The sequence below is a fragment of the Luteimonas vadosa genome, assembly GCF_039543545.1.
GTDB classification, from domain to species: Bacteria; Pseudomonadota; Gammaproteobacteria; order Xanthomonadales; family Xanthomonadaceae; genus Luteimonas; species Luteimonas vadosa.
This window is the reverse complement of sequence record NZ_BAABJY010000001.1, coordinates 1,029,782-1,056,604: the sequence shown is the minus strand read 5'-3', so window position 1 is coordinate 1,056,604 and position 26,823 is coordinate 1,029,782. Positions and strand designations below refer to the sequence as shown.

The following is a 26,823-nucleotide window of genomic DNA, read 5'->3' as shown; positions in this document are numbered from 1 at the left end:
CTGTCTTTAGTCTCTAAAGGAGGTGATCCAGCCGCACCTTCCGATACGGCTACCTTGTTACGACTTCACCCCAGTCATGAATCACACCGTGGTAACCGTCCTCCCGAAGGTTAGACTAGCTACTTCTGGTGCAACCCACTCCCATGGTGTGACGGGCGGTGTGTACAAGGCCCGGGAACGTATTCACCGCAGCAATGCTGATCTGCGATTACTAGCGATTCCGACTTCACGGAGTCGAGTTGCAGACTCCGATCCGGACTGAGAGAAGGTTTCTGGGATTGGCTTGCCCTCGCGGGTTCGCAGCCCTCTGTCCTTCCCATTGTAGTACGTGTGTAGCCCTGGCCGTAAGGGCCATGATGACTTGACGTCATCCCCACCTTCCTCCGGTTTGTCACCGGCGGTCTCCTTAGAGTTCCCACCATTACGTGCTGGCAACTAAGGACAAGGGTTGCGCTCGTTGCGGGACTTAACCCAACATCTCACGACACGAGCTGACGACAGCCATGCAGCACCTGTGTTCCGGTTCCCGAAGGCACCAAGGCATCTCTGCCAAGTTCCGGACATGTCAAGGCCAGGTAAGGTTCTTCGCGTTGCATCGAATTAAACCACATACTCCACCGCTTGTGCGGGCCCCCGTCAATTCCTTTGAGTTTCAGTCTTGCGACCGTACTCCCCAGGCGGCGAACTTAACGCGTTAGCTTCGATACTGAGAGCCTAGTTGCTCCCAACATCCAGTTCGCATCGTTTAGGGCGTGGACTACCAGGGTATCTAATCCTGTTTGCTCCCCACGCTTTCGTGCCTCAGTGTCAGTGCTGGTCCAGATGGCCGCCTTCGCCACGGATGTTCCTCCCGATCTCTACGCATTTCACTGCTACACCGGGAATTCCGCCATCCTCTACCGCACTCTAGCCTGCCAGTATCCAGTGCAATTCCCAGGTTGAGCCCAGGGCTTTCACATCAGACTTAACAAACCACCTACGCACGCTTTACGCCCAGTAATTCCGAGTAACGCTTGCACCCTTCGTATTACCGCGGCTGCTGGCACGAAGTTAGCCGGTGCTTATTCTTCCGGTACCGTCATGACTTCCGGGTATTAACCGAAAGCTTTTCTTTCCGGACAAAAGGGCTTTACAACCCGAAGGCCTTCTTCACCCACGCGGTATGGCTGGATCAGGCTTGCGCCCATTGTCCAATATTCCCCACTGCTGCCTCCCGTAGGAGTCTGGACCGTGTCTCAGTTCCAGTGTGGCTGATCATCCTCTCAGACCAGCTACGGATCGTCGCCTTGGTGGGCTTTTACCCCGCCAACAAGCTAATCCGACATCGGCTCATCTAGTCGCGCGAAGCCCGAAGGTCCTCCGCTTTCACCCGTAGGTCGTATGCGGTATTAGCGTAAGTTTCCCTACGTTATCCCCCACGACAAGGTAGATTCCGATGTATTCCTCACCCGTCCGCCACTCGCCACCCAGAGAGCAAGCTCTCCTGTGCTGCCGTTCGACTTGCATGTGTTAGGCCTACCGCCAGCGTTCACTCTGAGCCAGGATCAAACTCTTCACTTAAGTTTTGCGGCTGTGGGCCCCGAGGGGCTTCGGCCAATTTCTTGAGTGCAGTCGTCGTCACCGAGCTCCAGAACCACTCGCTTGCAATTGCTTGCATTTGAATTGATTTGGAGACTCTGTTTCGAACGCCTGCCAATGGACAGTTATCCACCGCCAGACGCCCGCACAAGTCACCTGCGCACACTGTCAAAGATCGTGGAACCGGCCTCAGCGCCGCGTTCCGTCCTCGTTACCGTAGTACCCGAGGGAGCCGCCCATAATACACCCCTTTTCGAGGCCGTCAACACCTTTCACAAGGTTTTTTGACGTCCCGGCCAGTGTCCGTACAGGCTGCAACCGACCAACGGGGCGCGCATTGTGCACTGCCTTCGCCGCTTTGGGAAGGGGGCGGGGAACCCCGCGGCGACTTGACGCCGAAGCGTCCCTAGCCGATGGTCGCCTGGACACCCCTCCGGACCTGCAGATGCCCTGTTTCCGCGGCTTTCCCGCCCTCTTGGGCGCCTCCCTGCTTGGCGCGTTCGTCCCCGTGGCGGGCGGCTGCGCCCGTGGCCACTGGGTCGAGGTTGCGGGCGAGCGCTACACCGTGGAGGTCGCCGATGATGACGAGGAGCGCGCGCGCGGGCTGATGTTCCGTGACGCGCTGGAACAGGACAGGGGCATGCTGTTCATCCACGATCGCGCGGAACCGCGCTGGTTCTGGATGAAGAACACCCGGATCCCGCTGGACATCCTGTACTTCGACGAATCACTGCGCCTGGTTTCGCAGCAACGCAACGTTCCGCCGTGCTCGAGCGGAAACCTGTGCCCGACGTATCCCAGCGAGCTCCCGGCGCGTTTCGTGCTCGAGCTCAACGCGGGCGAGGCCGCGCGGCTTGGCCTGGAGGACGGCGACGTCCTGCGGCTGGGGCCGGACATCCAGCCTGCACCGTAGCCACCGGGGGCGCAAGCCCTTGCACCAGCTTGCCGGGCGGCGCAGTCTTGGATGCATGCGCAAGCCATTCGCGGTACCGGACTGGAATTCGCTCGCACGCCTCGACGACGCGTCGCTGCCGCTGCTCGGAACCGCGCTGTTGATCGCGCGCGACGAATACCCGGACCTCGATCCAGACCTCTACGACACCGTGCTGCAGGCGCACACCGCGCACCTGCGCGAGGAAGTCGAGGCACTCGAGCACTGGCCGCTGAAGATGCAGGCGATCAACCGCCTGCTGTTCGAGGAACTCGGCTACGCCGGGAACCACGACGAGTACTACGACCCCCGGAACAGCTACATCAACGAGGTGTTCGAGCGCCGCCTCGGCAACCCCATTTCGCTGGCACTCGTGCAGATGGAAGTCGCACGCAGGCTGGGCGTGCCGCTCGACGGCATCTCCTTCCCCGGTCATTTCCTGGTCAGGCTACCGGTCGACGACGGCGTCCTGGTGATGGATCCCTTCAACCGCGGCCGCCCGCTGGACGTGGACGAGCTGCGCCAGCGCGCCCGGCCGCACATGGGCGGTGACGCCCCGGACGACGACGTCCTCCACCAGATCCTCAACCCGGCGTCGCATCGCGCGATCCTGATGCGCGTGCTGCGCAACCTGCATGGCGTGTACAGCGACGGGGGCGACTGGGAACGTGCCGTGCGCTGCGCCGACCGCATCCTCAAGCTGTCGCCGGACGACCCGGAAGCCCTGCGCGACCGGGGGCTCGGATACCTTGAACTCGGCCATCGGCACGGCGCCCGACACGACCTCGGCCTCTACCTGCAACGGTCACCGCGCGCGACGGATGCGGACGCGGTCCGGGACCGCCTGATCGGGCTCGGGGGCGGCTCGACGCGCCTGAACTAGGGCCTGCGGGCGAGGAGGCGGCTCAGAGCGCCATCATCTCGAAGTCGTCCTTGGTCACGCCGCAATCGGGGCACGTCCACGTCTCGGGCACGTCCTCCCAGCGCGTACCCGGCGCGATGCCCTCTTCGGGCAGGCCGTCGGCCTCGTCGTAGATGAATCCGCACACGACGCACATCCAGGTGCGATAGGCGGTCTGCGTGGCAGAATCGTTCATGAATCGTGCTGTCTTGCTGCGTGATCGACCATTGTCCCATCCCGGGGCCATCGCCGAAAGCGCGGCGCGCAATGCCGCCCTGCCGGCACGATCGTTTCGCCGCCAACGCCGGAGCACGACTTGCGAGGCCTGTACCTGGTCACACCCGATGACGCCGACACCGAGCGCCTGCGGCGGCGCGTCGACCGCGTGCTGGGCCACGCCGCGATGCTGCAGTACCGCAACAAGGCCGCGACGCGGGACGAACGGCGCGCGCAGGTCGAGGCGCTGCTGCCGGTGTGCAGGGGCCTCGGCGTGCCCTTGGTCGTCAACGACGACTGGCGCCTGGCGAGGGAATGCGGCGCCGACGGCGCGCACCTGGGCCGCGACGACGGCGAGCTCGGCCAGGCCCGCAGGGCCTGCGGGGACACGATGATCCTGGGCGCATCGTGCTACGACGACCTGGCGCGCGCGCGCGCGGCCGCCGCCGCCGGTGCCACCTATGTTGCCTTCGGGGCGTTCTTTCCCTCCCCGACCAAGCCACTCGCGAGCCGCGCATCGCCACGCCTGCTGCGCGAGAGCGAGCCGCTCGGCCTGCCGCGGGTGGCGATCGGCGGCATCAGGCCCGAGAATGTGCCCTCGCTGGTCGCCGCTGGCGCCGACCTGGTCGCCGTGATCAGCGGTGTCTTCGACGCTCCGGATCCCGAGGCGGCCGCGCGCGCGTATCGTGCCGGCTTCGAATGAGGCCCATCGACACCCGAATGCAGACCGATCGCTCTCAGCAACTGTTCGAACGCGCCCGCCAGCGGATGCCGGGCGGCGTCAACTCGCCGGTACGCGCCTTCAAGTCGGTCGGCGGCGAACCGTTCTTCGTGCAGCGTGCCGAAGGCGCCTGCTTGTTCGATGTCGACGGGAACCGCTACATCGACTACGTGGGCTCCTGGGGGCCCATGATCGCCGGGCACAATCATCCTGCGGTGTTGGAGGCCGTGGTGCGGACAGCGCGCGACGGCCTGAGCTTCGGTGCGCCCAATGCGCTGGAAGTGGACATGGCCGAAACCATCGCGCGGCTCGTGCCGAGCTGCCAGATGGTGCGCATGGTCAATTCCGGGACCGAGGCGACGTTGTCAGCCGTGCGCCTGGCGCGCGGGGCCACCGGACGCGCGCGCATCGTGAAGTTCGAGGGCTGCTACCACGGTCACGGCGATTCCTTCCTGGTCAAGGCGGGCAGCGGGGCGCTGACCTTCGGCGAGCCGGACTCCCCGGGCGTGCCCAAGGCCCTGGCGGACCTCACGCTGACCCTGCCCTACAACGATTTCGACGCCGCCACCGCCCTGTTCGACACGGCGGGCGACGACATCGCCGGGCTGATCATCGAACCGGTCGTCGGCAACGCCAACTGCCTGCCGCCGCGGGAAGGCTTCCTGCAGCACCTGCGCGAGCTGTGCACTCGCCACGGTGCATTGCTGATCTTCGACGAGGTCATGACCGGATTCCGTGTCGCGCTCGGCGGCGCGCAGGCGCGCTATGGCGTGGCGCCCGACCTGACCACCTTCGGCAAGATCATCGGCGGCGGCATGCCCGTGGGCGCCTATGGCGGCAGCCGCGCCCTCATGGAGCGGGTGTCGCCCGCCGGGCCGGTCTACCAGGCCGGCACGCTCAGCGGCAACCCGGTCGCCATGGCCGCGGGCCTGGCGATGCTGGAACTCGTGCAGGCGCCCGGCTTCCACGCGGCGCTGGAGGCCAAGGTCCATGCCCTGTGCGATGGGCTGGAGGCCGCCGCCGGCGCGGCAGGGGTGCCCTTTTCCACGCAACGCGTCGGCGGGATGTTCGGGCTGTTTTTCGCGCCGGGACCGGTCGACACCCATGCTGGCGCGGTCGCCTGCGACACCGCGGCGTTCCGGCGGTTCTTCCATGCCATGCTGCGACAGGGGATCTACCTCGCCCCGTCGGCATTCGAGGCCGGTTTCATGTCCAGTGCGCACGGCGAGGCGGAGATCGACGCGACCATCGCCGCCGCCGAAACCGCCTTCTTCGCGATCCGGGACTGAATCCAATGTCCTCCAGCTCCAAGTTCCTGGAACCCGACTACCTGCCGCGCAAGCACGACGGCTGGCAGGCGCGCTGGTTCAACATCATCTTCCACCACGAACAGGGGCCGTCGAAGACCTTCGACCTGGCGCTGATCGTCGCGATCCTGCTCAGCGTGACCGTGGTGATCCTGGACAGCGAACCGGGGCTGCACGCTTCCTACGCCTCCCTGTTCTACGTCATCGAGTGGGGCTTTACCCTGCTGTTCACCGCGGAATACGCAATGCGCATGTACCTGGTGCGGCAGCCGTTGCGCTACGCGAAGAGCTTCTTCGGCATCATCGACCTGCTCTCGATCCTGCCGACCTACCTGTCGCTGCTGTTCGTCGGCAGCCAGTACCTGCTGATCGTGCGCGTGCTGCGTGTGCTGCGGGTGTTCCGCATCCTCAAGCTGGTCGAATACTCCAGCGAGGCGGGCATCCTGATCGGCTCGCTGCTGCGCAGCCGGCGCAAGATCATGGTGTTCATCTACGCGGTGCTGACCGTGGTGCTCATCTTCGGCGCGGTGATGTTCCTGATCGAGGGACCCGACGCGGGATTCACGAGCATCCCGATCGGCATGTACTGGGCGATCGTCACCATGGCAACCGTCGGCTACGGCGACATCGTGCCGGTCACGCCCATCGGCCGCTTCCTGACCTCAATCCTCGTGCTGATCGGCTACAGCATCATCGCCGTGCCGACCGGCATCTACACCGCGGAGCTGGCCAGCACCCTGCGCCCGAAGCGACGCTCGGTCCGCTGCGTCGAGTGCGGCCTGATCGACCACGAGGCCGACTCCTGGCATTGCCGGCGGTGCGGCCGCGGCCTGCCCGAATGATGTCCGCGGCGATCGGGGTCCGCCGATCGCGCCCCGACCCCATCCCAATCCGACCGGAGCCTTCGCCATGCGCCTTGAAACCCTCGCCGTCCATGCCGGGGGCGAACCGGACGAGGCCACCGGGGCCGTCGTCCCTCCGCTGCACCTGGCCACCACCTTCCGCCACGGGGCGGGCGCCGAGCGGGTGGCCGGCTACGAGTACCAGCGCGAGGGGAACCCGACCAACGACCGGCTGCGCGCGGCCCTGGCCGCACTGGAAGGCGGCGAAACGGCGCTGACGTTCGCATCGGGGATGGCGGCGATGTCCACCCTGCTCGAGACCCTGCCGCCGGGGTCGCGGATCGCGATCCCCGACGACTGCTACACCGGCCTGCGCATCCTGGCGGCCGAATTCCTGCCGGACCGAGGCATCGTGGTCGAGCGGCTCGACATGGGCGACCTCGCCGCCGTGCAGGCGGCCTGCCAGGCGGGGCTCGCGCTGCTGTGGCTGGAAACGCCTTCCAATCCCTTGCTCAAGGTCTGCGACATCCAGGCCCTGGCGGCCATCGCCCATGCGCACGGCGCACTCCTGGCCTGCGACAACACCTTCGCGACACCGGTGCTGCAGCGGCCGCTCGCCCTGGGCGCGGATGTCGTGATGCACTCGACCACCAAGTACCTGGGCGGCCACAGCGACGTGCTCGGCGGTGCATTGGTGTTCGCCCGAGACGACGCCTTCACGCAGCGGGTGGCGCGACGACTGCATGTCACCGGTGCCACCCTGGCTCCGTTCTCCGCCTGGCTGACCCTGCGCGGCTGCCGCTCGCTGCCCGCGCGCATGGCGATGCATTGCGCCAACGCGGCCCGGGTCGCCGGATTCCTGGCGTCGCAGGCGCCCGTGGAGCGCGTGCACTACCCCGGGCTGCCAGGACGCGCCGGGCATGCCATCGCCGCCCGCCAGATGGCGGATTTCGGCGGCATGCTCAGCATCGAGATGCGCGACGGCGCAGAGGCGGCGCTGGCATTGGCCGGGGCGCTGCAGCTTTTCACCAACGCCACCTCGCTGGGCGGCTGCGAGTCGCTGGTCGAACACCGTGCGTCGGTCGAAGGCGCCAACGCGAGTTCGCCCGCCGGACTGTTGCGGTTCTCGGTCGGGCTGGAGCATGTCGACGACCTGCTGCAGGACCTCTCGCAGGCGCTGGACGGGCTCTGACCGCAGGCGCCAACGGACAGCGCTCCGACACCATCCAGCCCGCGATGCAGCGGACCGGTGCCGCCTCGGCGGCTCCGGAGGTGCACTCGCGCTCCCGAGCCAGCGTCACGGGCGCGTACCGCCGGACCAGCGCGACTGGTTCGCCGCTCAGCCGTGACGCACGCGACGCACGAACCAGACCACCAGCGCGCCGAACGCGGCCGCGGCCACCAGCTCGACCGCCAGTGCCGACGCCCAGTCCGTTCCGACGCCCGCCGGACGCCGGCCCAGGTAGAAGGCGGCCCCCGCGATGCCCACGCCCAGCAGCCCCTCGCCGCCGACGAACCCCGAGCCCAGCAGCACGCCGCGCTCGGTGCGGGCTTCCTGCGTCGTCGCGTCGCGCTTGCGACCCAGCCACCAGCGCAGCAGGCCGCCCAGGAAGATGGGCGTCATCGTCGACAGCGGCAGGTAGACGCCGACCGCGAACGGCAGCGAGGGAATGCGCAGCAGCTCGCACAGCAGCGCGATGCCCACGCCGATGCCCACCAGGCCCCAGGGCAGCGACTGGTCGATGACGCCATCGATGACGAGCTTCATCAAGGTCGCCTGCGGCGCCGGCAGTTCCTGCGTCCCGAATCCGAACGTCTCGGCCAGCAGCATCACGGAAAGGCAGACGAAGGTCGCCGACGTCAGCACGCCCACGAGTTGCCCGATCTGCTGCGAGCGGGGCGTGGCGCCGAGCAGGAAGCCCGTCTTCAGGTCCTGCGAGGTGTCTCCGGAAATGGACGCCGCGATGGCGACCACGCAGCCGACCATCAGCGCGACGGTCTTCCCCGAGAGGTCGCTCCAGCCCAGCGCCAGGAACACGGTCGCTGTGCCCAGCAGCGCGGCGATGGTCATGCCCGAGGTCGGGTTGGACGTCACGCCGACCAGGCCGACGATGCGCGCGGCCACGGTCACGAAGAAGAACGCGAACAGCACCACGCAGACGGACGCCACCAGGCGATGGCTGAACGCGCCGAGGTCGCCGAAGACCTGCGGCACCCCGGCCATCACCAGCGCGACGACGACCAGTCCGGCCAGCAGCAGCGGCAACGGCAGGTCGCGTTCGGTGCGCGGCGTCTCCTCCTGGCCGGCCGCGGCGTCGAGCTTGCGGAACTGCCCCATGCCGACGCTGAAGCTCTCGAGCATCATCGGCACCGAGCGGACCAGGGTCATGATGCCCGCCGCCGCCACCGCACCGGCACCGATGTAGCGCACGTACCGGTTCCACAGCTCGCTCGCGCTCATGTCGCGGATCAGCAGCTGCGTCTCCGGGAACAGGGGCTGCTCGAGGGATGCACCCCAGTAATGCAGCCCCGGGATGATCACCAGCGCTGCCAGCAGGCCGCCGCCGACCATCACCGAAGCAACCCGGATGCCGAGGATGTAGCCGACGCCGAACAAGGCCGGGGAGAGGTCGAAACCGAGGCTGGCCTTCTTGATGAAGGGCAACTGCACGCCGACGTCGCCCGGGATCGCGCGCAGCCATGAGGTCAGCGCCTTGAATGCCGCGCCCGCGGCGATGCCGTAGAAGACGTTCTTGGCCTGGGTCGACCGGCCCTGGCTGGCCTTGAGCACTTCCGCGCACGCCGTCCCTTCCGGGTACGGCAGCCGGCCGTGCTCGCGGACGATCAGGAACCGGCGCAGCGGCACCATGAACATCACGCCCAACAGTCCACCGCACAGGGCCAGCAGCACCATCTGCAACAGGTCCGGCGGCACCCCCCACATGAACAGCGCCGGCAGGGTGAAGATCACCCCCGAGGCCACCGAACTGGAGGCCGATCCGGTGGTCTGCGCCAGGTTCGCCTCCAGCAGCGTGCCGCCGCGCCCGAAGCGCTGCAGGAGGCGGAACATGGCCACGGTCATCACCGCGACCGGGATGGAGGTGCTGACGGTCAGACCAGCGCGCAGGCCGAGGTAGGCATTGGCGGCGCCGAACAGGATGCCGAACACCACGCCCAGGACGATGGCCTTGAGGGTGAATTCGGCCGGGGATTCGGAGGCTGGCGTGTAGGGCTGGAAGGCGGGGACCGGTTGCACTTCGGCTTGGCTCACGTGGTCTCTCCGCGGGACGAAGGCCCGATGGTGTCAGCCCGAGATTGCGGGCACAAGGCGGCACGGCCGGGGAACGGCGGCCAAGGGCCGGATGAAATCTCGGCCTCGCGGCATGGCGATATAAGCGCCAGCTCGCCCCGCGTAGCGCCCGCACGGCGTCCCGGCATCACGGCTGGAAACCTGCATGGGATGCGAAAACCAGGATCCATCGCCGGACACGCGATACCGGTCGACCGGCCAGACGCGTCGGCAATGCTCGTCGCCCCCGCCTGGAGCGATCCGGCCTTGGGTCGGAACCGCGCTCAACGCCCGGTTGCGCCCGCCAAGAATGCGCGCAGCGCGTCGCCCAGGCGCGCCAGCCCCTCCGACAGTTCCCCGTCGGTCAGGGTAAGCGGGGGCACGAAGCGCACGACGTCGGCGCCGGCCTGCAACACGAGGAGCCCGTGTTGCGCGGCTTGGTCGAGGACCTCGCCTGCGCGCCCCTGGAACCCGGGCGCCAGCACCGCGCCCAGCATCAAGCCCCGCCCACGCAGGCCGGAAAACAGGCGCGTGTCGCGATCGATCGCCTCGATCCCGGCGCGCAGCGCCGACGCCTGGCGTTCGACGTTTCGCGCCACTTCGGCAGACCCAAGCTTTCGCAGCGCCACGCGCGCCACGGCCGCCGCGAGCGGATTGCCGCCGAACGTCGTCCCGTGCGCGCCGAACTGCATCGCCTCCGCCGCCTTGGGGCCCGCCAGCATCGCGCCGATCGGGAACCCGCCGCCCAGCGCCTTGGCCAGCGTGACGATGTCCGGCACCACCTGGTCCTGCCAGTGCGCGAACAACGTGCCCGTGCGACCCATGCCGCACTGGATCTCGTCGAGCATGAGCAGGGCGCCGTGCCGGTCGCACAGTGCATGCACCGCCTGCAGGTATCCGGCGGCCGCCGGCATCACGCCGCCCTCCCCCTGCACTGGTTCCAGCAGGACGGCGCAGACGTCGCCGCCGGCCATGGCGGACTCGAGCGCGGCCACGTCGTTGAAGTCGACGTATCGGAACCCCTGCGGCAGCGGCTCGTAGCCTTCGTGGTATTTCGGCTGCGCGGTGGCGGTGACCGCGGCGAGCGTGCGGCCGTGGAAACTGCCGCGGAAGCTGACGATGACGCGTCGGTCCGGGGCGCGACCCTGCGCGCTGGCCCATTTGCGCGCCAGCTTGATCGCGGCCTCGTTGGCCTCGGCCCCCGAATTGCAGAGGAACACCCGCTCGGCGAAGCGCGAGGCCTGGACCAGCTCCTCGGCCAGGCGCAGGGGCGGCTCGCTGTAGAAGACGTTGCTGGTGTGCCAGAGCCGTCCCGCCTGCGCGGTCAGCGCCGCCACCAGGTCCGGATCGTTGTGGCCCAGCCCGCAGACCGCGATCCCCGCCGCGAAGTCGATGTAGTCGCGGCCATCGCGATCCCAGACCCGGGATCCCTCGCCGCGATCGAGCACGACCTCGCGCGGCCGGTAGACGGGCAGGTAGCGGCGTCGGCCGAGGGCGACGAGGTCGGCAGTGGTCGCGTGCATTGGGATTCCGTCCAGGGCGATGACCCATTGTCGCGCGGGAAACGACCTCGCCGCGAGGAAGGGGTCAGGGATCGAGGAACAGGTCCGGCAACAGCGGTTGGGACGGATCCACGGCGTAGTGCGACAGATCGGTCACGCCGGCGGCGAACAGCACGTCGTCGTCCACCAGGAAATGACCGAAGAAATTGTCCGCCCGCCGGACCAGGATGGCGTGCGCGGCATCGGCGACGATGTCGGGCGTGCGGCACTGCGCGGCATCCACGCCGGGGATCATGCGGATCGCGTCGGTGGCGATCACCGTGCGCGGCCAGAGCGCGTTGACCGCGACGCCCTGCGGACCGAACTCCTCGGCGATGCCCAGCACCATCAGGCTCATGCCCATCTTGGCGTAGCTGTAGGCGGTATGCGGCCCCCACCACTTGGGCTTGAGGTTGAGCGGCGGCGACAGCGAAAGGATGTGCGGGTTGCGCGCGCGCAGCAGGTGCGGCAGGCAGGCCTGGGAACACAGGAAGGTGCCCCGGGCGTTCACCTCCTGCATCAGGTCGTAGCGCTTCATCGGCGTGTCGAGCACGCCCTTGAGCCAGATCGCGCTGGCATTGTTGACCAGGATGTCGATGCCGCCGAAGGCGTCGACCGTGGCCGCGACCGCGGCGCGCACCTGGTCCTCTTCGCGGATGTCGCACTGCACCGCCAGTCCCTTGCCGCCTGCGGCCTCGACCTCCTCGGCGACGCTGTGGATCGTGCCTTCGAGCTTGGGGTTGGGGCGCGAGGACTTGGCCACGATCGCCACGTTGGCGCCGTCGCGCGCGGCGCGCAGCGCGATGGCACGGCCGATGCCGCGCGATGCGCCGGTGATGAAGAGGGTTTTTCCGGTCAGCGTGCTCATGGCGGTTCCTCCTGTAGCGCGGGAAGCCATTGCAGGAGCAGCGTCGGCCCGGGATGCGATGCGGTCGCAATGCGGCGCGCTGCTGCAGGCTCAAGGTTTCGGACCCTGGCCTTCATTATCCTCCCATTTGAGGATCCGCCGGGTCACCAGCCGGTACACGGGCTTACCGGTCGCGAACCAGGCGTTCCGGAGCCACGACGTGCGCCGGAGCACCCGGCGTTCGACCGGCGTGATCCGCTCCGGGCAATACGTGCGCTTGTGCTTGAGCAGGTGGCGCAGGTCCTCGCGCGCAAGCAGGCGCATCCAGCGCGAACGTGGATCACCGAGCACGGCCAGCTGGAAGTCGATGATGCCCGGACGGCCGTCCGCCAGCACCAGCCAGTTGGCCTCCTTGGCCAGGTCGTTGTGGGCGACGCCGCGGCGATGCAGCGATTGCAGCAGGCGCCGCGCCTGCCGGAAATACGCCAGGTCGCCACGCGGCGGCCGCTGGTACATGGCCGCGCCATCGAGATAGCTGCGGTCGAGCCGTCGCCCATCCCACTGCAGCAGCTGCGGCATGGCGTCCATGCCCTCGACCCTGCGCAGCGCATGGGCCTCGCGCCGGGCCAGCCACCGCGCGGGCAGCCGCAACCACAGGGGGACATGCCTGAGGTCGCGGCGAACGAACTCGCCGGCGGCGTCGCGCATCAGGGCGATGCGGCCGAAGCTGTCGGACTTGAGCGCACTGACCTCGAAGGCATCGCGATGCGGCATGCGCCTATTGTAGGTGGGGCGCGCAGCGCCTCGTGCGCTGTCCCCCCGTGCCCTCGGGCACCGGGACGGCGCACGCGTGCCGCGACCGGCGCTGCAAGCGCGCGCCGACGCGACGGCGCCGGGCCATGCATCGATGCCGGCCAGTGGCTTCCCGCGGGATGCGCCGCGTCATGACCACCCCGGAGCAAGGGCCCACCCTACAATGCCGGACGATGAGCGCATCGCTGGACACCCTCGTGGCATGGATCGGCACGCACCCCGTCGCGGCGGGCGCCCTGATCTTCGCCATCGCGTTCTGCGACGCCGCCATCGTGCTCGGTGCGCTGGTCCCGGCGATGCCGTTGATCTTCGCGGTCGGCGTGCTCGTGGGACTGGGCGAGGTCTCCGGTCCCTACGCAGTCGTGTGCGCCGCGCTGGGTGCGTTCTGCGGCGACGGCATGAGCTTCTGGATCGGCCGCCGCTGGGGACCGCGGTTGCGGACGGTGTGGCCGTTCGTGCGCTATCCGCAGCTGCTCGAGCGCGGCGAGAAACTGTTCCGGCGCAATGCGGCCAAGAGCATCCTGGTCGCCCGCTACGTGGGGCCCGTGCGGCCGTTCGTGCCCGCGGTGGCCGGCATGCTGGAAATGCCGGTAAAGCGCTACGTGCCGGTCAGCGCGGTCGCGGCGGTGTCCTGGGCGGCGCTCTACCTCCTGCCCGGATGGCTGCTGGGCGAGGCCTACGATGCAGTCGCCGCGGTCGCGGATCGACTGGCCATCGTCATGGTCGCGCTGGCCGCCGCCGTCGCCCTGGCGTGGGCGAGCGTGCTCTATAGCTACCGTTGGTTCGCGGGGCACGCCGACTCGCTGCTGGCGCGGGCCCTGAAGTGGACCCATGCGCATCCGCGCCTGGGCCGCTACGCCGCGGCGCTGATCGATCCGAACCGCCCCGAATCGGCGTCGCTGGCGATCCTGGCCGTGTGCCTGCTCGCCATCGGTTGGGCGTGGTTCGCGTTGCTGGCGACGGTGCTGGCCCGCGGCGAGCCGCTGCTGCTGGACCAGCAGGTGCACGAGGCGATGTACGCCCTGCGCAACCCGCTGGCCGACCGGCTGATGGCGGCCCTGGCCACGATCGGGGATCCCCAGGTGCTGGTTCCGGCCGCTGGCCTGGCCCTGTCGTGGCTGCTGCTGCGGCGGCGCTGGATCGCTGCCGCCCACTGGATCGCCGCCCTCGCCTTCGGCCTGGCCTTGACCGCGGCGCTCGGCGTGGCGATCGACATGCCACGTCCACCGCAGGTCACCGGCGGCTTCGGGTTCCCGTCGGTGGCGGTCACCATGACCACGATCACCTTCGGTTTCTTCGCGGTGCTGATCGCGCGCGAGTTCCCGGGGCGGCAGCGGGTCTGGCCTTACCTGGTGTCGGGCGCCGTGGTCGCGCTGCTCGGGTTCGCCCGCCTGTACCTGGGAGCGCACTGGCTGAGCGACATCGTCGGCGGGATGCTGCTCGGGATCGTGTGGCTGCTGCTGCTGGGAATCGCCTACCGGCGCCATGTCGCGCGTTCGATGTGGATGCGGCCGTTGGCCGCGCTCTTCTACGGCAGCTTCCTCGCCGCGGCCGGCTGGCATGCGCCAAGGGCGATCGACTCCATGCTGTCGCGCTTCGAACCGCCGGCACCGGTCGCGGACCTCGACCGCGCACGCTGGTGGACGCACGACTGGGCCGCCCTGCCCGCGCAACGCAACGAGCGCGCCGACAGCCGGCGCTGGCCGCTGGACGTGCAGGTGGCCGGTCCGCTGGCGCCGCTGCGCGAGCGGCTGCAGGCGCAGGGCTGGCGGGTCCAGCCGCAGGCCGGCTGGCGGGACACGATCGGGCTGCTCGACGACGGTGCGCCGCCCGCGCGCCAACCCGTGTTGCCCGCCACGCTCGATGCCAGCGCCGAAAGCCTGCTGCTGCGTCGCCCGCTGCCGGATGGCCGCCTCCACGTGCTCCGCCTCTGGGCGGCGCCGCGGCAATTCGCCGATGGAACGCCGCTTTGGATCGGTGCCACCCAGACCCTGGTGCATGCGCGCCCGTTCGGCGTGTTCGGGTTGTGGCAGCCGGGCGTGCGTTCGCGGGAGGCCTATGTCGACCTTCGCGCCGCCATGGACGGGTTCGACGTCGAGGAGGGCCTGCATCCGGGCTCGGGCACGCCGGTACTTCGCCTGCGGACGGGCCCCCGCAACGACTAGCGCACGGCGCAACGTCCGCCCGGCCGCCGCCTCAGATCGCGTCCGAGCCGATCAGGCCGAGCAACTGCTCCATGCGCTGCAGGGGATCGTCCTCCTGCAGCAACGCCTGGCGCTGGTGGTCGGACAGCGGCAGGATCTCGGCCAGCCGCCAGCCGACCCAGGCGGTGTCGTCGTAGCATTCCTCGTCGATGCCCAGCTCCGACGTGCCGGTCTTGTCGACGATCCGCTGCAGCAAGGTGGCGAGCAATGCGTGTTGCGGCTGCACCGGCAGCACCGCGTCGTCGGCGCGCCACTCGACGTCGCCGACCAGCAGGCCATTGTCGCGGACGCGCGTCCGCAGCACCCGGAAACGGCGCGTACCGCGCACGCGCAGGGTCAGCAGGCCGTCGTCGCTGGTCCCGAAGTCCTCGATCCGTGCCTCCGTGCCGAAGGCCACCGGCACCGCGGGCGCACCGGTTTCGTTGCCCTCGAGCACCAGGCAGATGCCGAAGCCGTCGCCGTTGCGGCCGCAGTCGCGCACCAGGTCGAGGTAACGCGGCTCGAAGATGCGCAGGCCGAGGGTGGAACCGGGCATCAGCACGGTCTGCAACGGGAACAGGGCGAGGGAGTGCGTGTCAGGCATGCGCGAATGCTAGCGTCGGGACCGTGTGCAATGGGTAGGCCAGAGGCGGCCCGGCTCAGTCGGCGGCCTGTATCGCCGCGAGGAAGCGCCGGGGCGCGTCATCGAATCCTCCATTGGACATGAACACGACATGGTCGCCGTCGCGGACCTTGCCGCGAAGGACGGCGACCAGCGCGTCGACATCCGGAACGGTGCCGGCATCGCAGTCCAGCGACGCGACGACCTCGCCGGCATCCCAGGCCAACTCGGGCCGATGCAGGAAGACCACGGCATCGGCGCCGGCCAGCGATGGCGCCAGCGCCGCGGCGTGCGCGCCCGAACGCATCGAGGCGCTCCGCGGCTCCATCGCGACCAGGATCCTGGCGGCGCCGACCTTCGCACGCAGCCCGGCGAGGGTCGTCGCGATCGCCGTGGGATGGTGGGCGAAGTCGTCGTAGACCGTGACGCCACCGCCCTCCCCCAGTCGTTCCATCCGCCGCTTGACGCTGCGGAACGCCGACAGCGCGGGCGCGACGCTGGCGACATCCACCTCGACCGCGGCGCAGGCCGCCAGCGCGGCGAGCGCGTTGAGCACGTTGTGGTCGCCGAGCAGGGGCCATTCGACGCGCGCCACCTCGTCCCCGCGATGCGATACCGAGAACGCGCTGCCATCGGGCCGCTCCAGCCGCGCGCTCCATTCGAAGCCGGCATCGAAGCCGAAGCGCTCCACCGGCGTCCAGCAGCCCATGGCCAGCACCTCGGCGATGCGGGCGTCGTGCCCGTTGACGACCAGGCGCCCGCGCCCGGGCACCGTGCGCACTAGGTGGTGGAACTGGCGCTGGATCGCGGCCACGTCGGGGAAGATGTCGGCGTGGTCGAACTCGAGGTTGTTGAGGATCGCCACCAGCGGGCGGTAATGGACGAACTTGCTGCGCTTGTCGAAGAACGCGGTGTCGTATTCGTCGGCCTCGACCACGAATTCCCGGCCCTGCCCGATGCGCGCGGACACCCCGAAGTCCTCGGCCACGCCGCCGACCAGGAAGCCCGGCTCGCGCCCGGCTGCCTGCAACAGGTAGGCGAGGATCGTCGTGGTGGTGGTCTTGCCATGGGTCCCGGCGACGGCGAGCACGTCACGCCCGGGCAGTACGCGCTCGGACAGCCATTGCGCGCCGGAGATGTAACGCAGCCCGTGGTCGAGCACGTGCTCCACGGCGGGATTGCCGCGGGACAGGGCGTTGCCGACGACAACCTCGTCGCAGCCGGCGTCGATGTGTTCCGGCAGGTAGCCCTGCCTGAGCGAAATGCCGAGCGTTTCCAGTTGCGTCGACATCGGCGGATAGATCGCCTGGTCGGTGCCCTCGACGGCATGGCCGAGTTCGCGCGCCAATGCCGCGACCCCGCCCATGAAGGTGCCGGCAATCCCGAGAATATGGATCTTCAAGACGAGATGTTCCTAAAAGAGCCGATACAGCCTAACGAAGGATCTCCCGCATGGCACCAACTCACCTCCCCGCTTGCGGGGGGTGAGGAAAGCCCGCTTGCGCGGCACCGCCGCGCGCCTCGCCTCAGCCCAGCTCCCGCACCGGCGCGATCGCCTCCAGGATGCGCTCGAACACCGCATCCAGGGTGCCAACGCCATCGACCACGACCAGCTGGCCGTGCTGGCGGTAGAAGTCGATCACCGGCTCGGTCTGCTCGTCGTAGATGCACAGGCGCTTGCGCACCGATTCGGGATTGTCGTCGGCACGCCCCTCTTCGCGGGCGCGGCCGGCGAGGCGCTCAATCAGCAGCTCGTTGTCGACCTCCAGCTGCAGGGCGATGTCCATGGGCTGGCCGATGCGCACCAGCAGCTCGTCCAGCGCGGCGGCCTGGGCGAGGTTGCGCGGGTAGCCGTCGAGGATGAAGCCGTTGTCGGTGTCGGGCTGCGAGAAGCGCGCCTCCAGCATCCCCAGCAGGATGTCGTCGGAGACCAGGTCGCCGCGCGCCATCACTTCTTTGGCCTGGAGTCCCAGCTTGCTGCCCGCGGCGACTTCGGCCCGCAGGAGGTCGCCGGTGGAAATGTGGGGCACCTGCAGGTGGGTCTTCAAACGACCCGCCTGCGTGCCCTTGCCGGACCCGGGCGCACCCAGGAGTACCAGTCGCATGCTCTGCTCCAAACCTGAAAATACGTGTCGCCGCGGGACGTTACACTCCCCGTCGCGCGGCGTGGACCGCGCCAGCTTACCTCAATCCCACTTCGTCCCGAGACAGACATGGCCGCCGGAACCCTGCTCTACGCGCAAAGCGGCGGCGTCACCGCCGTCATCAATGCCACGGCATCGGCGGTGGTCGCCGAGGCGCGCGCGCGCAAGGTCAAGGTGCTGGCCGCGCGCAACGGCATCCTGGGCGCCCTGCGCGAAGAGCTGGTGGACACCTCCAAGGAATCCGCCGCCGCCATCCGCGCCCTGGCGCACACCCCCGGCGGCGCGTTCGGCACCTGCCGCTACAAGCTCAAGTCGCTCGAGGACGACCGCGCCAGGTACGAGCGCCTGCTGGACGTGCTGCGGGCGCACGACGTCCGGTACTTCCTCTACAACGGCGGCAACGACTCGGCCGACACCGCGCACAAGGTGTCGCAACTGGCCAGGGAGTTCGACTATCCGCTGACCTGCATCGGCGTGCCGAAGACGGTCGACAACGACCTGGCGGTGACGGACTGCTGCCCGGGATTCGGCTCGGCCGCCAAGTACACGGCGATCTCGGTGCGCGAAGCCGCCCTGGACGTCGCGGCCATGGCCGAAACCTCGACCAAGGTGTTCGTCTACGAGGCCATGGGGCGCCATGCCGGCTGGCTGGCGGCGGCTGCCGGCCTGGCGGGCGAGGGTGGCGACCAGGCACCCCACCTGATCCTGTTCCCCGAGAGAACGTACGACGAGGCCGACTTCCTCGCCCGGGTCGAGAAGACCGTCGCACGGGTCGGTCATTGCGTCGTGGTCGCCAGCGAAGGCATCCGGACCGCCGATGGCCGCTTCGTCGCCGATGCCGGCGGCGGCAAGGACTCGTTCGGGCATACCCAGCTGGGCGGCGTTGCCTCCCACCTCGCCGGTCGGGTCAAGGACGCGCTTGGCATGAAAGTGCACTGGACCCTGCCCGATTACCTGCAGCGGTCCGCCCGCCACATCGCATCGCAAACCGACCTGGACCACGCCCTCGCGGTTGGCAAGGCGGCGGTGCGGTTCGCCCTGGACGGTCGCAACGCGACCATGCCGGTGATCGTCCGTACCTCCGACGCACCCTACCGCTGGAAGATCGAACCGGCGCCGCTGGAAAAGATCGCCAACCGCGAGAAGACGATGCCTGCCGCCTTCATCCGCCGGGACGGCTACGGCATCACCGCCAAGGCGCGCGCCTACCTGGAACCGCTGATCCGTGGCGAGGCGTATCCGCCGTACGGCAAGGACGGACTGCCCCGGTACGTGACGCTGCGCAACGAGGTCCTGCGCCAGCGGCTGGAGCCCTGGAAGGGCTGAGCCGTCGCGGCACGGGCCTGTGGGGCGACTCGCTGCGCTCGCGCCCGGCGCTCCCCGATGCTGCTGGTGTCCGTGGCACGACCCTTAGGTGGGCCCGCTGCGGGCGGGTCCCGCGCGGCCTTCGGCCACGCTAGCCGTGGCTGCAAACTGCGCCTAGGACGTGCAGGCCTTGCCCGCGACGCCCATCTCGGCGGCGAACATCGGGATGGCTGCCAGCTTGCCCGCCGCCGCGGCTTCCTTGGACTCCTGCAGATAGATCCGCGACCTGCCCTGGGCATCGAGTTTGGGCGGGGCGTTCCCGGTGGGCTTCCGCCACACGCGCACCACGGCCTCCTGCGAGGGGCACCCGGCGTTCGGGACGCGGATCAGGTCGTTGAGCTTCCAGCCCGACGCCGGCGACGGCTTCGCCTTGGCGGCGTCCACGAAGCGCGCACGCGCCTGGCAGCTGGCGCTGGTGCGCACCACCGCGAACTTGTACGGTTCCGCCGCCTGGCCGGTGAACATGCCCTCGAGGCGCGCACAGGCTTCCGGGATCTGGCGCAGGGTGTGGGCGGCGCCGACGGCCTGCGGCGTCGCGGCCGGTCGGCTGATCTCGGGCTTCGGGTCGGCTGCCAGCACCGGCCCGGCAACGAGCGCTGCCGCGGCGGCCAGTAGGGAAAGTCGCATGGGGGGCACTCCTGACGCAATGGAATCGGCGGCCAGCCTCGCATGGGCGGGCTGAACTGCCCCTCCACGGCCCGGGCCGCGGCCGTGGCACGCATCCCGGGGCCCCCGCCGGGCCCCGGGTACCCCCTGCGCCGGGCCTGTGCGATAGTCGCCCGGTTTATTCATGTCGATCTGGGGAGATTTCATGTTGCACGACTATGGTTTGTGGCTGGCGCTGGGATGCGCTGCCGTCGCCATCCTTTACGGGATGATCTCGGCAGGCTGGATCAACCGCCAGCCCGCAGGCAACGAACGCATGCAGGAGATCGCAGGCGCCATCCAGGAAGGCGCGCGCGCCTACCTCAACCGGCAATACACCACCATTTCGGTCGTCGGCGTGGTGCTGTTCGTACTGATCGGCCTGTTCCTGACCTGGCCCACGGCGATCGGCTTCCTGGTCGGCGCGGTGCTCTCGGGCGCGGCCGGCTACATCGGCATGAACGTCTCGGTACGCGCCAACGTCCGCACTGCCGAAGCGGCGCGGCGCGGAATCGGCCCGGCGATGGACGTCGCCTTCCGCGGCGGCGCCATCACCGGCATGCTGGTGGTGGGCCTCGGCCTGCTCGGCGTCGCCGGCTACTACGTGGTGCTGGGCCACATGGGCATCGTCGGCGAGGACGCGCTGCATGCGCTGGTCGGCCTGGCCTTCGGCAGCTCCCTGATCTCGATCTTCGCGCGCCTGGGCGGCGGCATCTTCACCAAGGGCGCCGATGTCGGCGCCGACCTGGTGGGCAAGGTCGAAGCCGGCATCCCCGAGGACGACCCGCGCAACCCGGCGGTGATCGCCGACAACGTCGGCGACAACGTCGGCGACTGCGCCGGCATGGCCGCCGACCTGTTCGAGACCTACGCGGTCACGGTGATCGCCACCATGCTGCTGGGCGTGCTGATGGCCGGCGACGTCGGCGAGAACGGCGCGCTGTACCCGCTGGTGCTCGGCGGCGCCTCGATCCTGGCCTCGATTGTGGGTGCCTTCTTCGTCAAGGTGAAGACCGGCGGCTCGATCATGGGCGCGCTGTACAAGGGCGTGATCGTCTCGGCCGTGCTCTCGGCGGTGCTGTTCTACCCGATCACCACCGAGCTGATGGCCGACAACGTCTACGGACCGATGGCGCTCTACGGCTGCGCCCTGGTCGGGCTGGTGCTGACCGGCGCGATCGTATGGATCACCGAGTACTACACCGGCACCCAGTTCAAGCCGGTGCAGCACGTGGCCCAGGCGTCGACCACCGGCCACGGCACCAACATCATCGCCGGCCTGGGCGTGTCGATGAAGTCCACCGCGCTGCCGGTGATCGCGGTCTGCGCCGCGATCTGGGGCTGCTTCGAGATGGGCGGCCTGTACGGCATCGCCACCGCCGCGACCGCGATGCTGTCGATGGCCGGCATGATCGTGGCGCTGGACGCCTACGGCCCGATCACCGATAACGCCGGCGGCATCGCCGAGATGGCCGAGCTACCCTCGGAGATCCGCGACATCACCGATCCGCTCGATGCGGTCGGCAACACCACCAAGGCGGTGACCAAGGGCTACGCGATCGGTTCGGCCGCACTGGCGGCGCTGGTGCTGTTCGCCGACTACACCCACAACCTCGACACCGTCGGCGCGGCGAAGGCGCTGGCGTCCGGCGTGGCCTACGTCCCCGCCACCTTCGACCTGTCCGACCACATGGTGATCATCGGCCTGCTGATCGGCGGCCTGATCCCCTACCTGTTCGGCGCGATGGCGATGGAAGCCGTGGGACGCGCCGCCGGCGCGGTGGTGGAGGAAGTGCGCCGCCAGTTCCGCGAGATCCCGGGGATCATGCAGGGCACGGCCAAGCCGGACTACTCGCGCGCGGTCGACATGCTGACCAAGTCGGCGATCAAGGAAATGATCGTGCCGTCTCTGCTGCCGGTCGCGGTGCCGATCGTGGTCGGCCTGCTGCTGGGGCCCAAGGCCCTGGGCGGCCTGCTGATCGGCACCATCGTCACCGGTCTTTTCGTGGCGATCTCGATGACCACCGGCGGCGGCGCCTGGGACAACGCCAAGAAGTACATCGAGGACGGACACTGCGGCGGCAAGGGCTCCGAGGCCCACAAGGCCGCGGTGACCGGCGACACCGTCGGCGATCCCTACAAGGACACCGCCGGGCCCGCGATCAACCCGCTGATCAAGATCATCAACATCGTCGCCCTGCTGCTGGTGCCGTTGCTCTGACAGGACGTTCGATGTCGCTTCATGAAATCGCCCCGCTTGCCGCGGGGCGATTTCGTTTGGGCCTTGCTTCGGGACGGTTCGTCGCGGGTCCCGCCGCACCCTGGGGACGGAGCCGCGCCCGCGCCTTGGCGGCCCTCCGGCTCCGGCCGGGCCGCGGCCCACGACCCCGAAAAACACTTTGTTCACCCCCCGTGCGGCAATGTGAGGGAGCCACCGGGTCACTCTCGGTCGCTGCCTTGGCCGGCCCGGGCCGGAAGCCCGCAGCGATCCGCACGCTCACTGGAGGGGAAATCGATGGAACCTGTCACCTGGCAAGAGTCCTTGCAGACATCACTGGGCGTCTACCTGCCCAACATCCTGGGCGCGCTCGCCATCCTCCTGGTGGGATGGATCGTGGCGCTGGCCGCGAGCGCGGCGACGCGCAAGGGGCTGGCGGCGCTGAACACCAATGCGCGGCTGGCTTCGCAGACCGAGTCGAGCATCGACTTCGAGAAGATCGCCGGGCGCGTCGTTTTCTGGGCGATCCTGCTGCTCGCGGTCATCGGCATGTTCAGCGTGCTGCGCATCGACGGCGTATCCGGTCCGCTGACCACGCTCGCCGGCACGGTGATGATGTACTTGCCGCGCCTCCTGCTGGCGGCCGGCCTCGCGCTGCTGGCCTGGCTGGTGGCGACCATCGTGCGCACCGTGGTCAACCGGTCGCTGGGCGCGACCAGGCTGGATGAAAAGCTGTCCGAGAGCGCGGATATGAAGCCGCTGTCGCAATCAATGGGCAACGTGGCCTACTGGCTGGTGCTGCTGCTGTTCCTGCCCGCGATCGTCGGCACGCTGCAGATCGACGGCCTAATGGCGCCGCTGACCAACATGACCGGCAGCCTGCTCGGCATCCTGCCGAACCTGTTCGCCGCGGTGGTGATCGGCTTCGTCGGCTACCTGGTCGCCAAGGTCGTGCGCGGCCTGGTCAGCAACCTGCTGGCGGCGACTGGCGTCGACCGCTTCAGCGAGTCGCACGAGGAGACCGAGGGGCTCAAGCTTTCAGAACTCGGCGGCACCCTGGCCTTCATCCTGGTGATCGTCCCGACCCTGATCGCGGCGCTCGACGCACTCCAGATCCAGGCCATCTCCGCGCCACTGACCGGCATGCTCGACGTGTTCCTGCAGGCCGTGCCGAACGTGCTCGCGGCTGCCGCGATCCTGCTGATCGCATGGTTCGTCGGCCGCTTCGTCGCCGGACTGGTCACGCGCCTGATGGCCAACCTCGGCTTCGACCGCATCCCGGAGCGCATCGGCCTGGGCCATGCCTTCGCCTCGGCGCCGACCTCGGGCGGGACGACCGTCAGCTCGCCTGCCGCGGAGTCCTATGCGCCCGCCGTCGGCGACACGGCACCGCCCCCGCCGATCGGCTCCGCGACGGCTGACACCGGCGGCACCACGCTGTCCGCGCTGGCGGGCCACGTGGCGCTGTTCTTCATCATGCTGTTCGCCACGGTCGAAGCCGCGGCCCTGCTCGGCTTCGACGGTGTCCGCGACCTGCTGGAGACCTTCATCGCCTTCGGCGCCGACATCCTGCTCGGCCTGGTGATCTTCGTGGTGGGCTACTGGCTGGCGAACGTGGCCGCCGAAGCGATCCAGCGCGCCAATCCGGACCGTGCGGTCGGCTTGTCTCGCATCGCGCGGGTGGCCATCCTCGGCCTGGTGATCGCCATGGGCCTGCGGGCGATGGGCATCGCCGACGAGATCGTCAACCTCGCCTTCGGACTGGTGCTCGGCGCGGTCGCCGTTGCGGTCGCCCTGGCCTTCGGTCTCGGCGGGCGCGAGGCCGCCGGCAAGGTGGCCCAGCGCTGGAGCGACGATTACCTGCGCGGCAAGGACAATCGCCCGCTGTAGGGCTCACCACGCACGTGCAATTCGAAGCCCCGCGTACGCGGGGCTTCTTTTTTTCCGGTTCCCCCACTCGGGACGCGGCGGGGAGGCAGGTCCGCGTCCGGAAATCGCGGCTCACCACGTGGACCTGCAACGGGATTCGACGCAACCGAATCGCGGGCCAGGGCCCGCGGCGCCCTGGTCGCCCGGATCTCCGCACCGCGCCAAGGCCCGGAACACCGAGCAGGGGAGCCTGATGGACATCGTTGCGGGAATGGGCATGGTTGCCGTGCTGGCCTGCGTGGTCTGGCTGTTCAACCGGCTGGTGCAGGACCGGAACCAGGTCGCCGCGGCCTGGAGCGATGTCGACGTGCAGTTGCAGCGCCGCCATGACCTGGTGCCGAACCTGGTCAGCGCAGTGAAGGCCTACGCGGGCCACGAACGCGACACGCTGCAACGGGTGACCGAGGAACGCAGCCGCAGCCGCGCGGCCAGCACCGTCGAAGCGAAGTCGCGCGCCGAAACCGCGCTGGAATCCGGGTTGGGCCGGCTGGTCGCGCTCGCGGAAGCCTATCCCGACCTCAAGGCCAGCGAGAACTTCGCCGACCTCAGCCGGCAGCTGGTGGTCATCGAGGACCACCTGCAATCGGCCCGGCGCTTCTACAACGGCTCCGTGCGCCAATACAACGACCGCCAGCAGCAATTCCCGCACTGGATCATCGCGCGGCTGTTCGGGTTCCAGCCCGGCGAGTTCTTCGCCGGCGGCGATGGGATCGCGAAAGCGCCGGAGGTTGATCTATGAACGTCCTGCTGCGCCTGGGGTGCGCGGCGCTGCTGGCACTGCTGGCTTCCGGCGTGCGGGCAGACGAGCGCATCCTCGGCTACCACGCCGACATCCAGGTCCGCGCCGACGGCGGCATGGACGTCACCGAGACCATCCAGGTACGCGCCGAAGGCCAGCGCATCCGTCGCGGCATCTACCGAGATTTCCCGACCACCTACAAGGATCCGCTCGGCCACGGTTACAAGGTCGCGTTCGAGCCGCTGTCGGCGCAGCGCGACGGCCGCAGCGAATCGTGGCATACCGAAACGCTGGCCAATGGCGTACGGGTGTACTTCGGCAGCGAGCACGTGTTCCTGGCCCCCGGGGAATACACCTACAGCTTCCGCTACCGCACCACCAGGCAGCTCGGATTCTTCGATGCGCACGACGAGCTGTACTGGAATGTCACCGGCAACGGCTGGGATTTCGCCATCGACGAGGCCAGCGCGACCGTCCGGTTGCCGCGGGACGTCCCGGCCGAACAGCTCGAGGCCTTCGGGTACACGGGGTTCCAGGGATCCCGGGACGCCCACCTGACCGCGGCGACCTTCGACGGCGGCGCGCGCTACCGCACGACGCGCCCGTTGATGCCAAGCCAGGGGCTGAGCCTGGTGCTCGAATTTCCCAAGGGCGTCATCGCGGAACCGACCCGGAGGCAACGCCTGTCGTGGCTGCTCGCCGACAACAGCCAGCTGGTCGCGGCCGCGGCCGGGTTGCTGCTGCTCTGGCTGTACTACGGCATCGCGTGGGTCCGCTACGGCCGCGACCCCGCGCGCGGCGTGCAAGTGCCGTTGTACGAGCCGCCGCGCGGTTATTCGCCCGCCTCGCTGCGTTTCATCCGGCGCATGGGCTACGACAAGGACACCTTCGCCGCCGCGATCCTCGGCCTCGCCGCCAAGGGTGGCCTCGAGATCGAGGAGGACGACAAGAAGGTCATCACCCTGCGCCCCACCGGCAAGCAGGTCGCGCTGGCGCCGGGGGAACGCGCCATCATCCTGTCGCTGTTCCGCGACGGGCAGCCGCTCACCCTGAAGCAATCCATCCACGCGAAGATGCAGGCGGCGATCAAGGCGCACAAGGCCGCGCTTGCCGCCGATTACGAGAAGAAGTACTTCAACACGCACGGCAGGAAACTGGCCCCGGGACTGTTGATTTCGCTGGCCACCCTGTTGCTGGCCATCGTGTCGATCCCGGGCGACATGAAGTTCGCGGCCCTGTTCCTGCTGTTCTGGCTCACCGGGTGGAGTTTCGGCGCCTATGCCTTCTCGATGATGGCGCTCGCGGCCTTGCGCAGCGCCCGCAGCGCCCTGCAACGGATCGGCGCGGTGTTCACCAGTGCGTTCGCGCTTCCATTCCTGTTGTTCGAGCTCGCCGGCCTGGTCGCACTGGCCTTCATCGGCGGTGCCGGACTGGCGGTGGCCTTCCTGCTGCTGATCGGCACCAACATCGCGTTCTACCACTGGATGAAAGCGCCCACGCAGGACGGCGCCAAGTTGCTCGATCAGATCGAGGGCTTCCGCTGGTACCTGGGGGTGGCCGAGAAGCAGGAACTGGATGCCCGCTACCACCTCGACGCCCGGCCGGAGCTCTTCGCCGCCTACCTGCCGTACGCCTTCGCGCTGGACGTCGAGCAGGCCTGGGCGCAGCGTTTCGCCGAAGCCCTGCCCACCGCGGCACAGCAGGAGGCGGCCACCCCGAGCTGGTACCACGGCAGCCACGACTTCGGCAGCGGCCGGGGGCTGGCCGGGTTCACCAGCAGCCTCGGCAGCAGCCTAGGCAGCGCGATCTCGTCGTCGTCCACGGCGCCCGGGTCGAGTTCGGGCGGGTCGAGCGGTAGCTCTGGCGGCGGATCCGGAGGCGGTGGGGGCGGCGGCGGCGGCGGCGGTTGGTGAATCGGTCCATCGCCGGTTCCCGCCCGACGGAGCACGGACTCGGCGCGCATCGGGTATCCTCGCGGCCCCCTACGTCGCC

Annotated in this window: 21 protein-coding genes and 1 rRNA gene; 12 read left to right on the top strand and 10 right to left on the bottom strand. The window is 68.9% G+C overall.

Going from position 1 to position 26,823, the window contains the following annotated elements; genetic code table 11:
• Positions 1–15 precede the first annotated feature (15 nt).
• A 16S ribosomal RNA gene (locus ABD970_RS04770) occupies positions 16–1,560 on the bottom strand.
• Positions 1,561–2,023: 463 nt separating this feature from the next.
• Between ABD970_RS04770 and ABD970_RS04765 the strand changes: the two genes are divergently transcribed.
• Positions 2,024–2,491 carry a DUF192 domain-containing protein gene (locus ABD970_RS04765; protein WP_345294341.1) on the top strand — a complete coding sequence of 156 codons (468 nt, stop codon included), beginning with the start codon at positions 2,024–2,026 and terminating at the stop codon, positions 2,489–2,491.
• A gap of 55 nt (positions 2,492–2,546) precedes the next feature.
• Entirely contained in the window at positions 2,547–3,392 is an 846-nt protein-coding gene (locus ABD970_RS04760; RefSeq protein ID WP_345294340.1) for a SirB1 family protein, read from the top strand.
• Between the two features lie 22 nt (positions 3,393–3,414).
• Here the strand turns inward: ABD970_RS04760 and ABD970_RS04755 are convergent, their stop codons facing one another.
• A complete protein-coding gene (locus ABD970_RS04755) occupies positions 3,415–3,606 on the bottom strand; it encodes a rubredoxin (protein WP_345294339.1) in 192 nt (63 codons plus the stop codon).
• A gap of 120 nt (positions 3,607–3,726) precedes the next feature.
• Here ABD970_RS04755 and thiE point away from each other — a divergent pair, with 120 nt between their 5' ends.
• From thiE to ABD970_RS04735, 4 genes are all read left to right on the top strand, one after another.
• Positions 3,727–4,329 carry a thiamine phosphate synthase gene (thiE, locus tag ABD970_RS04750; RefSeq protein WP_345294338.1) on the top strand — a complete coding sequence of 201 codons (603 nt, stop codon included), beginning with the start codon at positions 3,727–3,729 and terminating at the stop codon, positions 4,327–4,329.
• A 17-nt stretch (positions 4,330–4,346) separates the two neighbouring features.
• On the top strand, positions 4,347–5,636 hold the full coding sequence (gene hemL / locus ABD970_RS04745; RefSeq protein WP_345294337.1) for a glutamate-1-semialdehyde 2,1-aminomutase: 1,290 nt from the start codon (positions 4,347–4,349) through the stop codon (positions 5,634–5,636).
• A 5-nt stretch (positions 5,637–5,641) separates the two neighbouring features.
• Positions 5,642–6,496: an ion transporter gene (locus tag ABD970_RS04740; protein WP_345294336.1), complete on the top strand. Its 855-nt coding sequence runs from the start codon at positions 5,642–5,644 to the stop codon at positions 6,494–6,496.
• A gap of 67 nt (positions 6,497–6,563) precedes the next feature.
• Positions 6,564–7,688: a trans-sulfuration enzyme family protein gene (locus ABD970_RS04735; protein WP_345294335.1), complete on the top strand. Its 1,125-nt coding sequence runs from the start codon at positions 6,564–6,566 to the stop codon at positions 7,686–7,688.
• Between the two features lie 147 nt (positions 7,689–7,835).
• Here ABD970_RS04735 and ABD970_RS04730 read toward each other — a convergent pair whose 3' ends face one another.
• From ABD970_RS04730 to ABD970_RS04715, 4 genes are all read right to left on the bottom strand, one after another.
• Complete coding sequence (locus ABD970_RS04730) at positions 7,836–9,767, bottom strand: OPT family oligopeptide transporter (protein ID WP_345294334.1); 1,932 nt, start codon at positions 9,765–9,767, stop codon at positions 7,836–7,838.
• Between the two features lie 302 nt (positions 9,768–10,069).
• On the bottom strand, positions 10,070–11,308 hold the full coding sequence (locus ABD970_RS04725; RefSeq protein WP_345294333.1) for an acetylornithine transaminase: 1,239 nt from the start codon (positions 11,306–11,308) through the stop codon (positions 10,070–10,072).
• Between the two features lie 64 nt (positions 11,309–11,372).
• A complete protein-coding gene (locus tag ABD970_RS04720) occupies positions 11,373–12,194 on the bottom strand; it encodes an SDR family oxidoreductase (RefSeq protein WP_345294332.1) in 822 nt (273 codons plus the stop codon).
• A gap of 90 nt (positions 12,195–12,284) precedes the next feature.
• A complete protein-coding gene (locus ABD970_RS04715) occupies positions 12,285–13,082 on the bottom strand; it encodes a phosphotransferase (protein ID WP_425563058.1) in 798 nt (265 codons plus the stop codon).
• Positions 13,083–13,159: 77 nt separating this feature from the next.
• Between ABD970_RS04715 and ABD970_RS04710 the strand changes: the two genes are divergently transcribed.
• Positions 13,160–15,151, top strand: a complete 1,992-nt coding sequence (locus ABD970_RS04710; protein ID WP_345294330.1) for a bifunctional DedA family/phosphatase PAP2 family protein — start codon at positions 13,160–13,162, stop codon at positions 15,149–15,151.
• 31 nt (positions 15,152–15,182) lie between these two features.
• On the opposite strand, the gene ABD970_RS04705 is transcribed toward ABD970_RS04710, so the two are convergent.
• The 3 genes from ABD970_RS04705 to ABD970_RS04695 form a co-directional block, all read right to left on the bottom strand.
• Positions 15,183–15,773 (bottom strand): LON peptidase substrate-binding domain-containing protein, encoded by a 591-nt coding sequence (locus ABD970_RS04705; protein ID WP_345294329.1) that lies wholly within the window; start codon positions 15,771–15,773, stop codon positions 15,183–15,185.
• Between the two features lie 55 nt (positions 15,774–15,828).
• Complete coding sequence (mpl, locus tag ABD970_RS04700) at positions 15,829–17,193, bottom strand: UDP-N-acetylmuramate:L-alanyl-gamma-D-glutamyl-meso-diaminopimelate ligase (protein ID WP_345294328.1); 1,365 nt, start codon at positions 17,191–17,193, stop codon at positions 15,829–15,831.
• A gap of 124 nt (positions 17,194–17,317) precedes the next feature.
• A complete protein-coding gene (locus ABD970_RS04695) occupies positions 17,318–17,896 on the bottom strand; it encodes an adenylate kinase (protein WP_345294327.1) in 579 nt (192 codons plus the stop codon).
• A gap of 108 nt (positions 17,897–18,004) precedes the next feature.
• On the opposite strand from ABD970_RS04695, the gene ABD970_RS04690 reads away from it, so the two are divergent.
• Positions 18,005–19,261 (top strand): 6-phosphofructokinase, encoded by a 1,257-nt coding sequence (locus ABD970_RS04690; protein ID WP_345294326.1) that lies wholly within the window; start codon positions 18,005–18,007, stop codon positions 19,259–19,261.
• Between the two features lie 153 nt (positions 19,262–19,414).
• On the opposite strand, the gene ABD970_RS04685 is transcribed toward ABD970_RS04690, so the two are convergent.
• On the bottom strand, positions 19,415–19,927 hold the full coding sequence (locus tag ABD970_RS04685) for a hypothetical protein (RefSeq protein WP_345294325.1): 513 nt from the start codon (positions 19,925–19,927) through the stop codon (positions 19,415–19,417).
• Positions 19,928–20,111: 184 nt separating this feature from the next.
• Between ABD970_RS04685 and ABD970_RS04680 the strand changes: the two genes are divergently transcribed.
• The 4 genes from ABD970_RS04680 (at position 20,112) to ABD970_RS04665 (ending at position 26,744) form a co-directional block, all read left to right on the top strand.
• On the top strand, positions 20,112–22,166 hold the full coding sequence (locus ABD970_RS04680; protein WP_345294563.1) for a sodium-translocating pyrophosphatase: 2,055 nt from the start codon (positions 20,112–20,114) through the stop codon (positions 22,164–22,166).
• A 294-nt stretch (positions 22,167–22,460) separates the two neighbouring features.
• A complete protein-coding gene (locus tag ABD970_RS04675; protein ID WP_345294324.1) occupies positions 22,461–24,053 on the top strand; it encodes a mechanosensitive ion channel in 1,593 nt (530 codons plus the stop codon).
• A gap of 232 nt (positions 24,054–24,285) precedes the next feature.
• On the top strand, positions 24,286–24,831 hold the full coding sequence (locus tag ABD970_RS04670) for a LemA family protein (RefSeq protein WP_345294323.1): 546 nt from the start codon (positions 24,286–24,288) through the stop codon (positions 24,829–24,831).
• The gene (locus ABD970_RS04665; protein ID WP_345294322.1) at positions 24,828–26,744 is read left to right on the top strand and encodes a DUF2207 domain-containing protein; all 1,917 of its coding nucleotides are present in this window, start codon (positions 24,828–24,830) and stop codon (positions 26,742–26,744) included. The genes ABD970_RS04670 and ABD970_RS04665 overlap by 4 nt, the downstream gene beginning before the upstream one ends.
• Positions 26,745–26,823 lie beyond the last annotated feature (79 nt).

Excerpts from the sequence above, each read along its gene's own strand:
- ABD970_RS04740 (WP_345294336.1), top strand. The coding sequence starts at position 5,642 with ATGTCCTCCAGCTCCAAGTTCCTGGAACCCGACTACCTGCCGCGCAAG.
- ABD970_RS04665 (WP_345294322.1), top strand. The coding sequence starts at position 24,828 with ATGAACGTCCTGCTGCGCCTGGGGTGCGCGGCGCTGCTGGCACTGCTG.
- ABD970_RS04765 (WP_345294341.1), top strand. The coding sequence starts at position 2,024 with ATGCCCTGTTTCCGCGGCTTTCCCGCCCTCTTGGGCGCCTCCCTGCTT.
- ABD970_RS04670 (WP_345294323.1), top strand. The coding sequence starts at position 24,286 with ATGGACATCGTTGCGGGAATGGGCATGGTTGCCGTGCTGGCCTGCGTG.
- ABD970_RS04690 (WP_345294326.1), top strand. The coding sequence starts at position 18,005 with ATGGCCGCCGGAACCCTGCTCTACGCGCAAAGCGGCGGCGTCACCGCC.
- ABD970_RS04705 (WP_345294329.1), bottom strand. The coding sequence starts at position 15,773 with ATGCCTGACACGCACTCCCTCGCCCTGTTCCCGTTGCAGACCGTGCTG.
- ABD970_RS04760 (WP_345294340.1), top strand. The coding sequence starts at position 2,547 with ATGCGCAAGCCATTCGCGGTACCGGACTGGAATTCGCTCGCACGCCTC.
- ABD970_RS04720 (WP_345294332.1), bottom strand. The coding sequence starts at position 12,194 with ATGAGCACGCTGACCGGAAAAACCCTCTTCATCACCGGCGCATCGCGC.
- ABD970_RS04680 (WP_345294563.1), top strand. The coding sequence starts at position 20,112 with ATGTTGCACGACTATGGTTTGTGGCTGGCGCTGGGATGCGCTGCCGTC.
- ABD970_RS04695 (WP_345294327.1), bottom strand. The coding sequence starts at position 17,896 with ATGCGACTGGTACTCCTGGGTGCGCCCGGGTCCGGCAAGGGCACGCAG.
- ABD970_RS04755 (WP_345294339.1), bottom strand. The coding sequence starts at position 3,606 with ATGAACGATTCTGCCACGCAGACCGCCTATCGCACCTGGATGTGCGTC.
- ABD970_RS04675 (WP_345294324.1), top strand. The coding sequence starts at position 22,461 with ATGGAACCTGTCACCTGGCAAGAGTCCTTGCAGACATCACTGGGCGTC.
- ABD970_RS04710 (WP_345294330.1), top strand. The coding sequence starts at position 13,160 with ATGAGCGCATCGCTGGACACCCTCGTGGCATGGATCGGCACGCACCCC.
- hemL (WP_345294337.1), top strand. The coding sequence starts at position 4,347 with ATGCAGACCGATCGCTCTCAGCAACTGTTCGAACGCGCCCGCCAGCGG.
- ABD970_RS04685 (WP_345294325.1), bottom strand. The coding sequence starts at position 19,927 with ATGCGACTTTCCCTACTGGCCGCCGCGGCAGCGCTCGTTGCCGGGCCG.
- ABD970_RS04735 (WP_345294335.1), top strand. The coding sequence starts at position 6,564 with ATGCGCCTTGAAACCCTCGCCGTCCATGCCGGGGGCGAACCGGACGAG.
- ABD970_RS04725 (WP_345294333.1), bottom strand. The coding sequence starts at position 11,308 with ATGCACGCGACCACTGCCGACCTCGTCGCCCTCGGCCGACGCCGCTAC.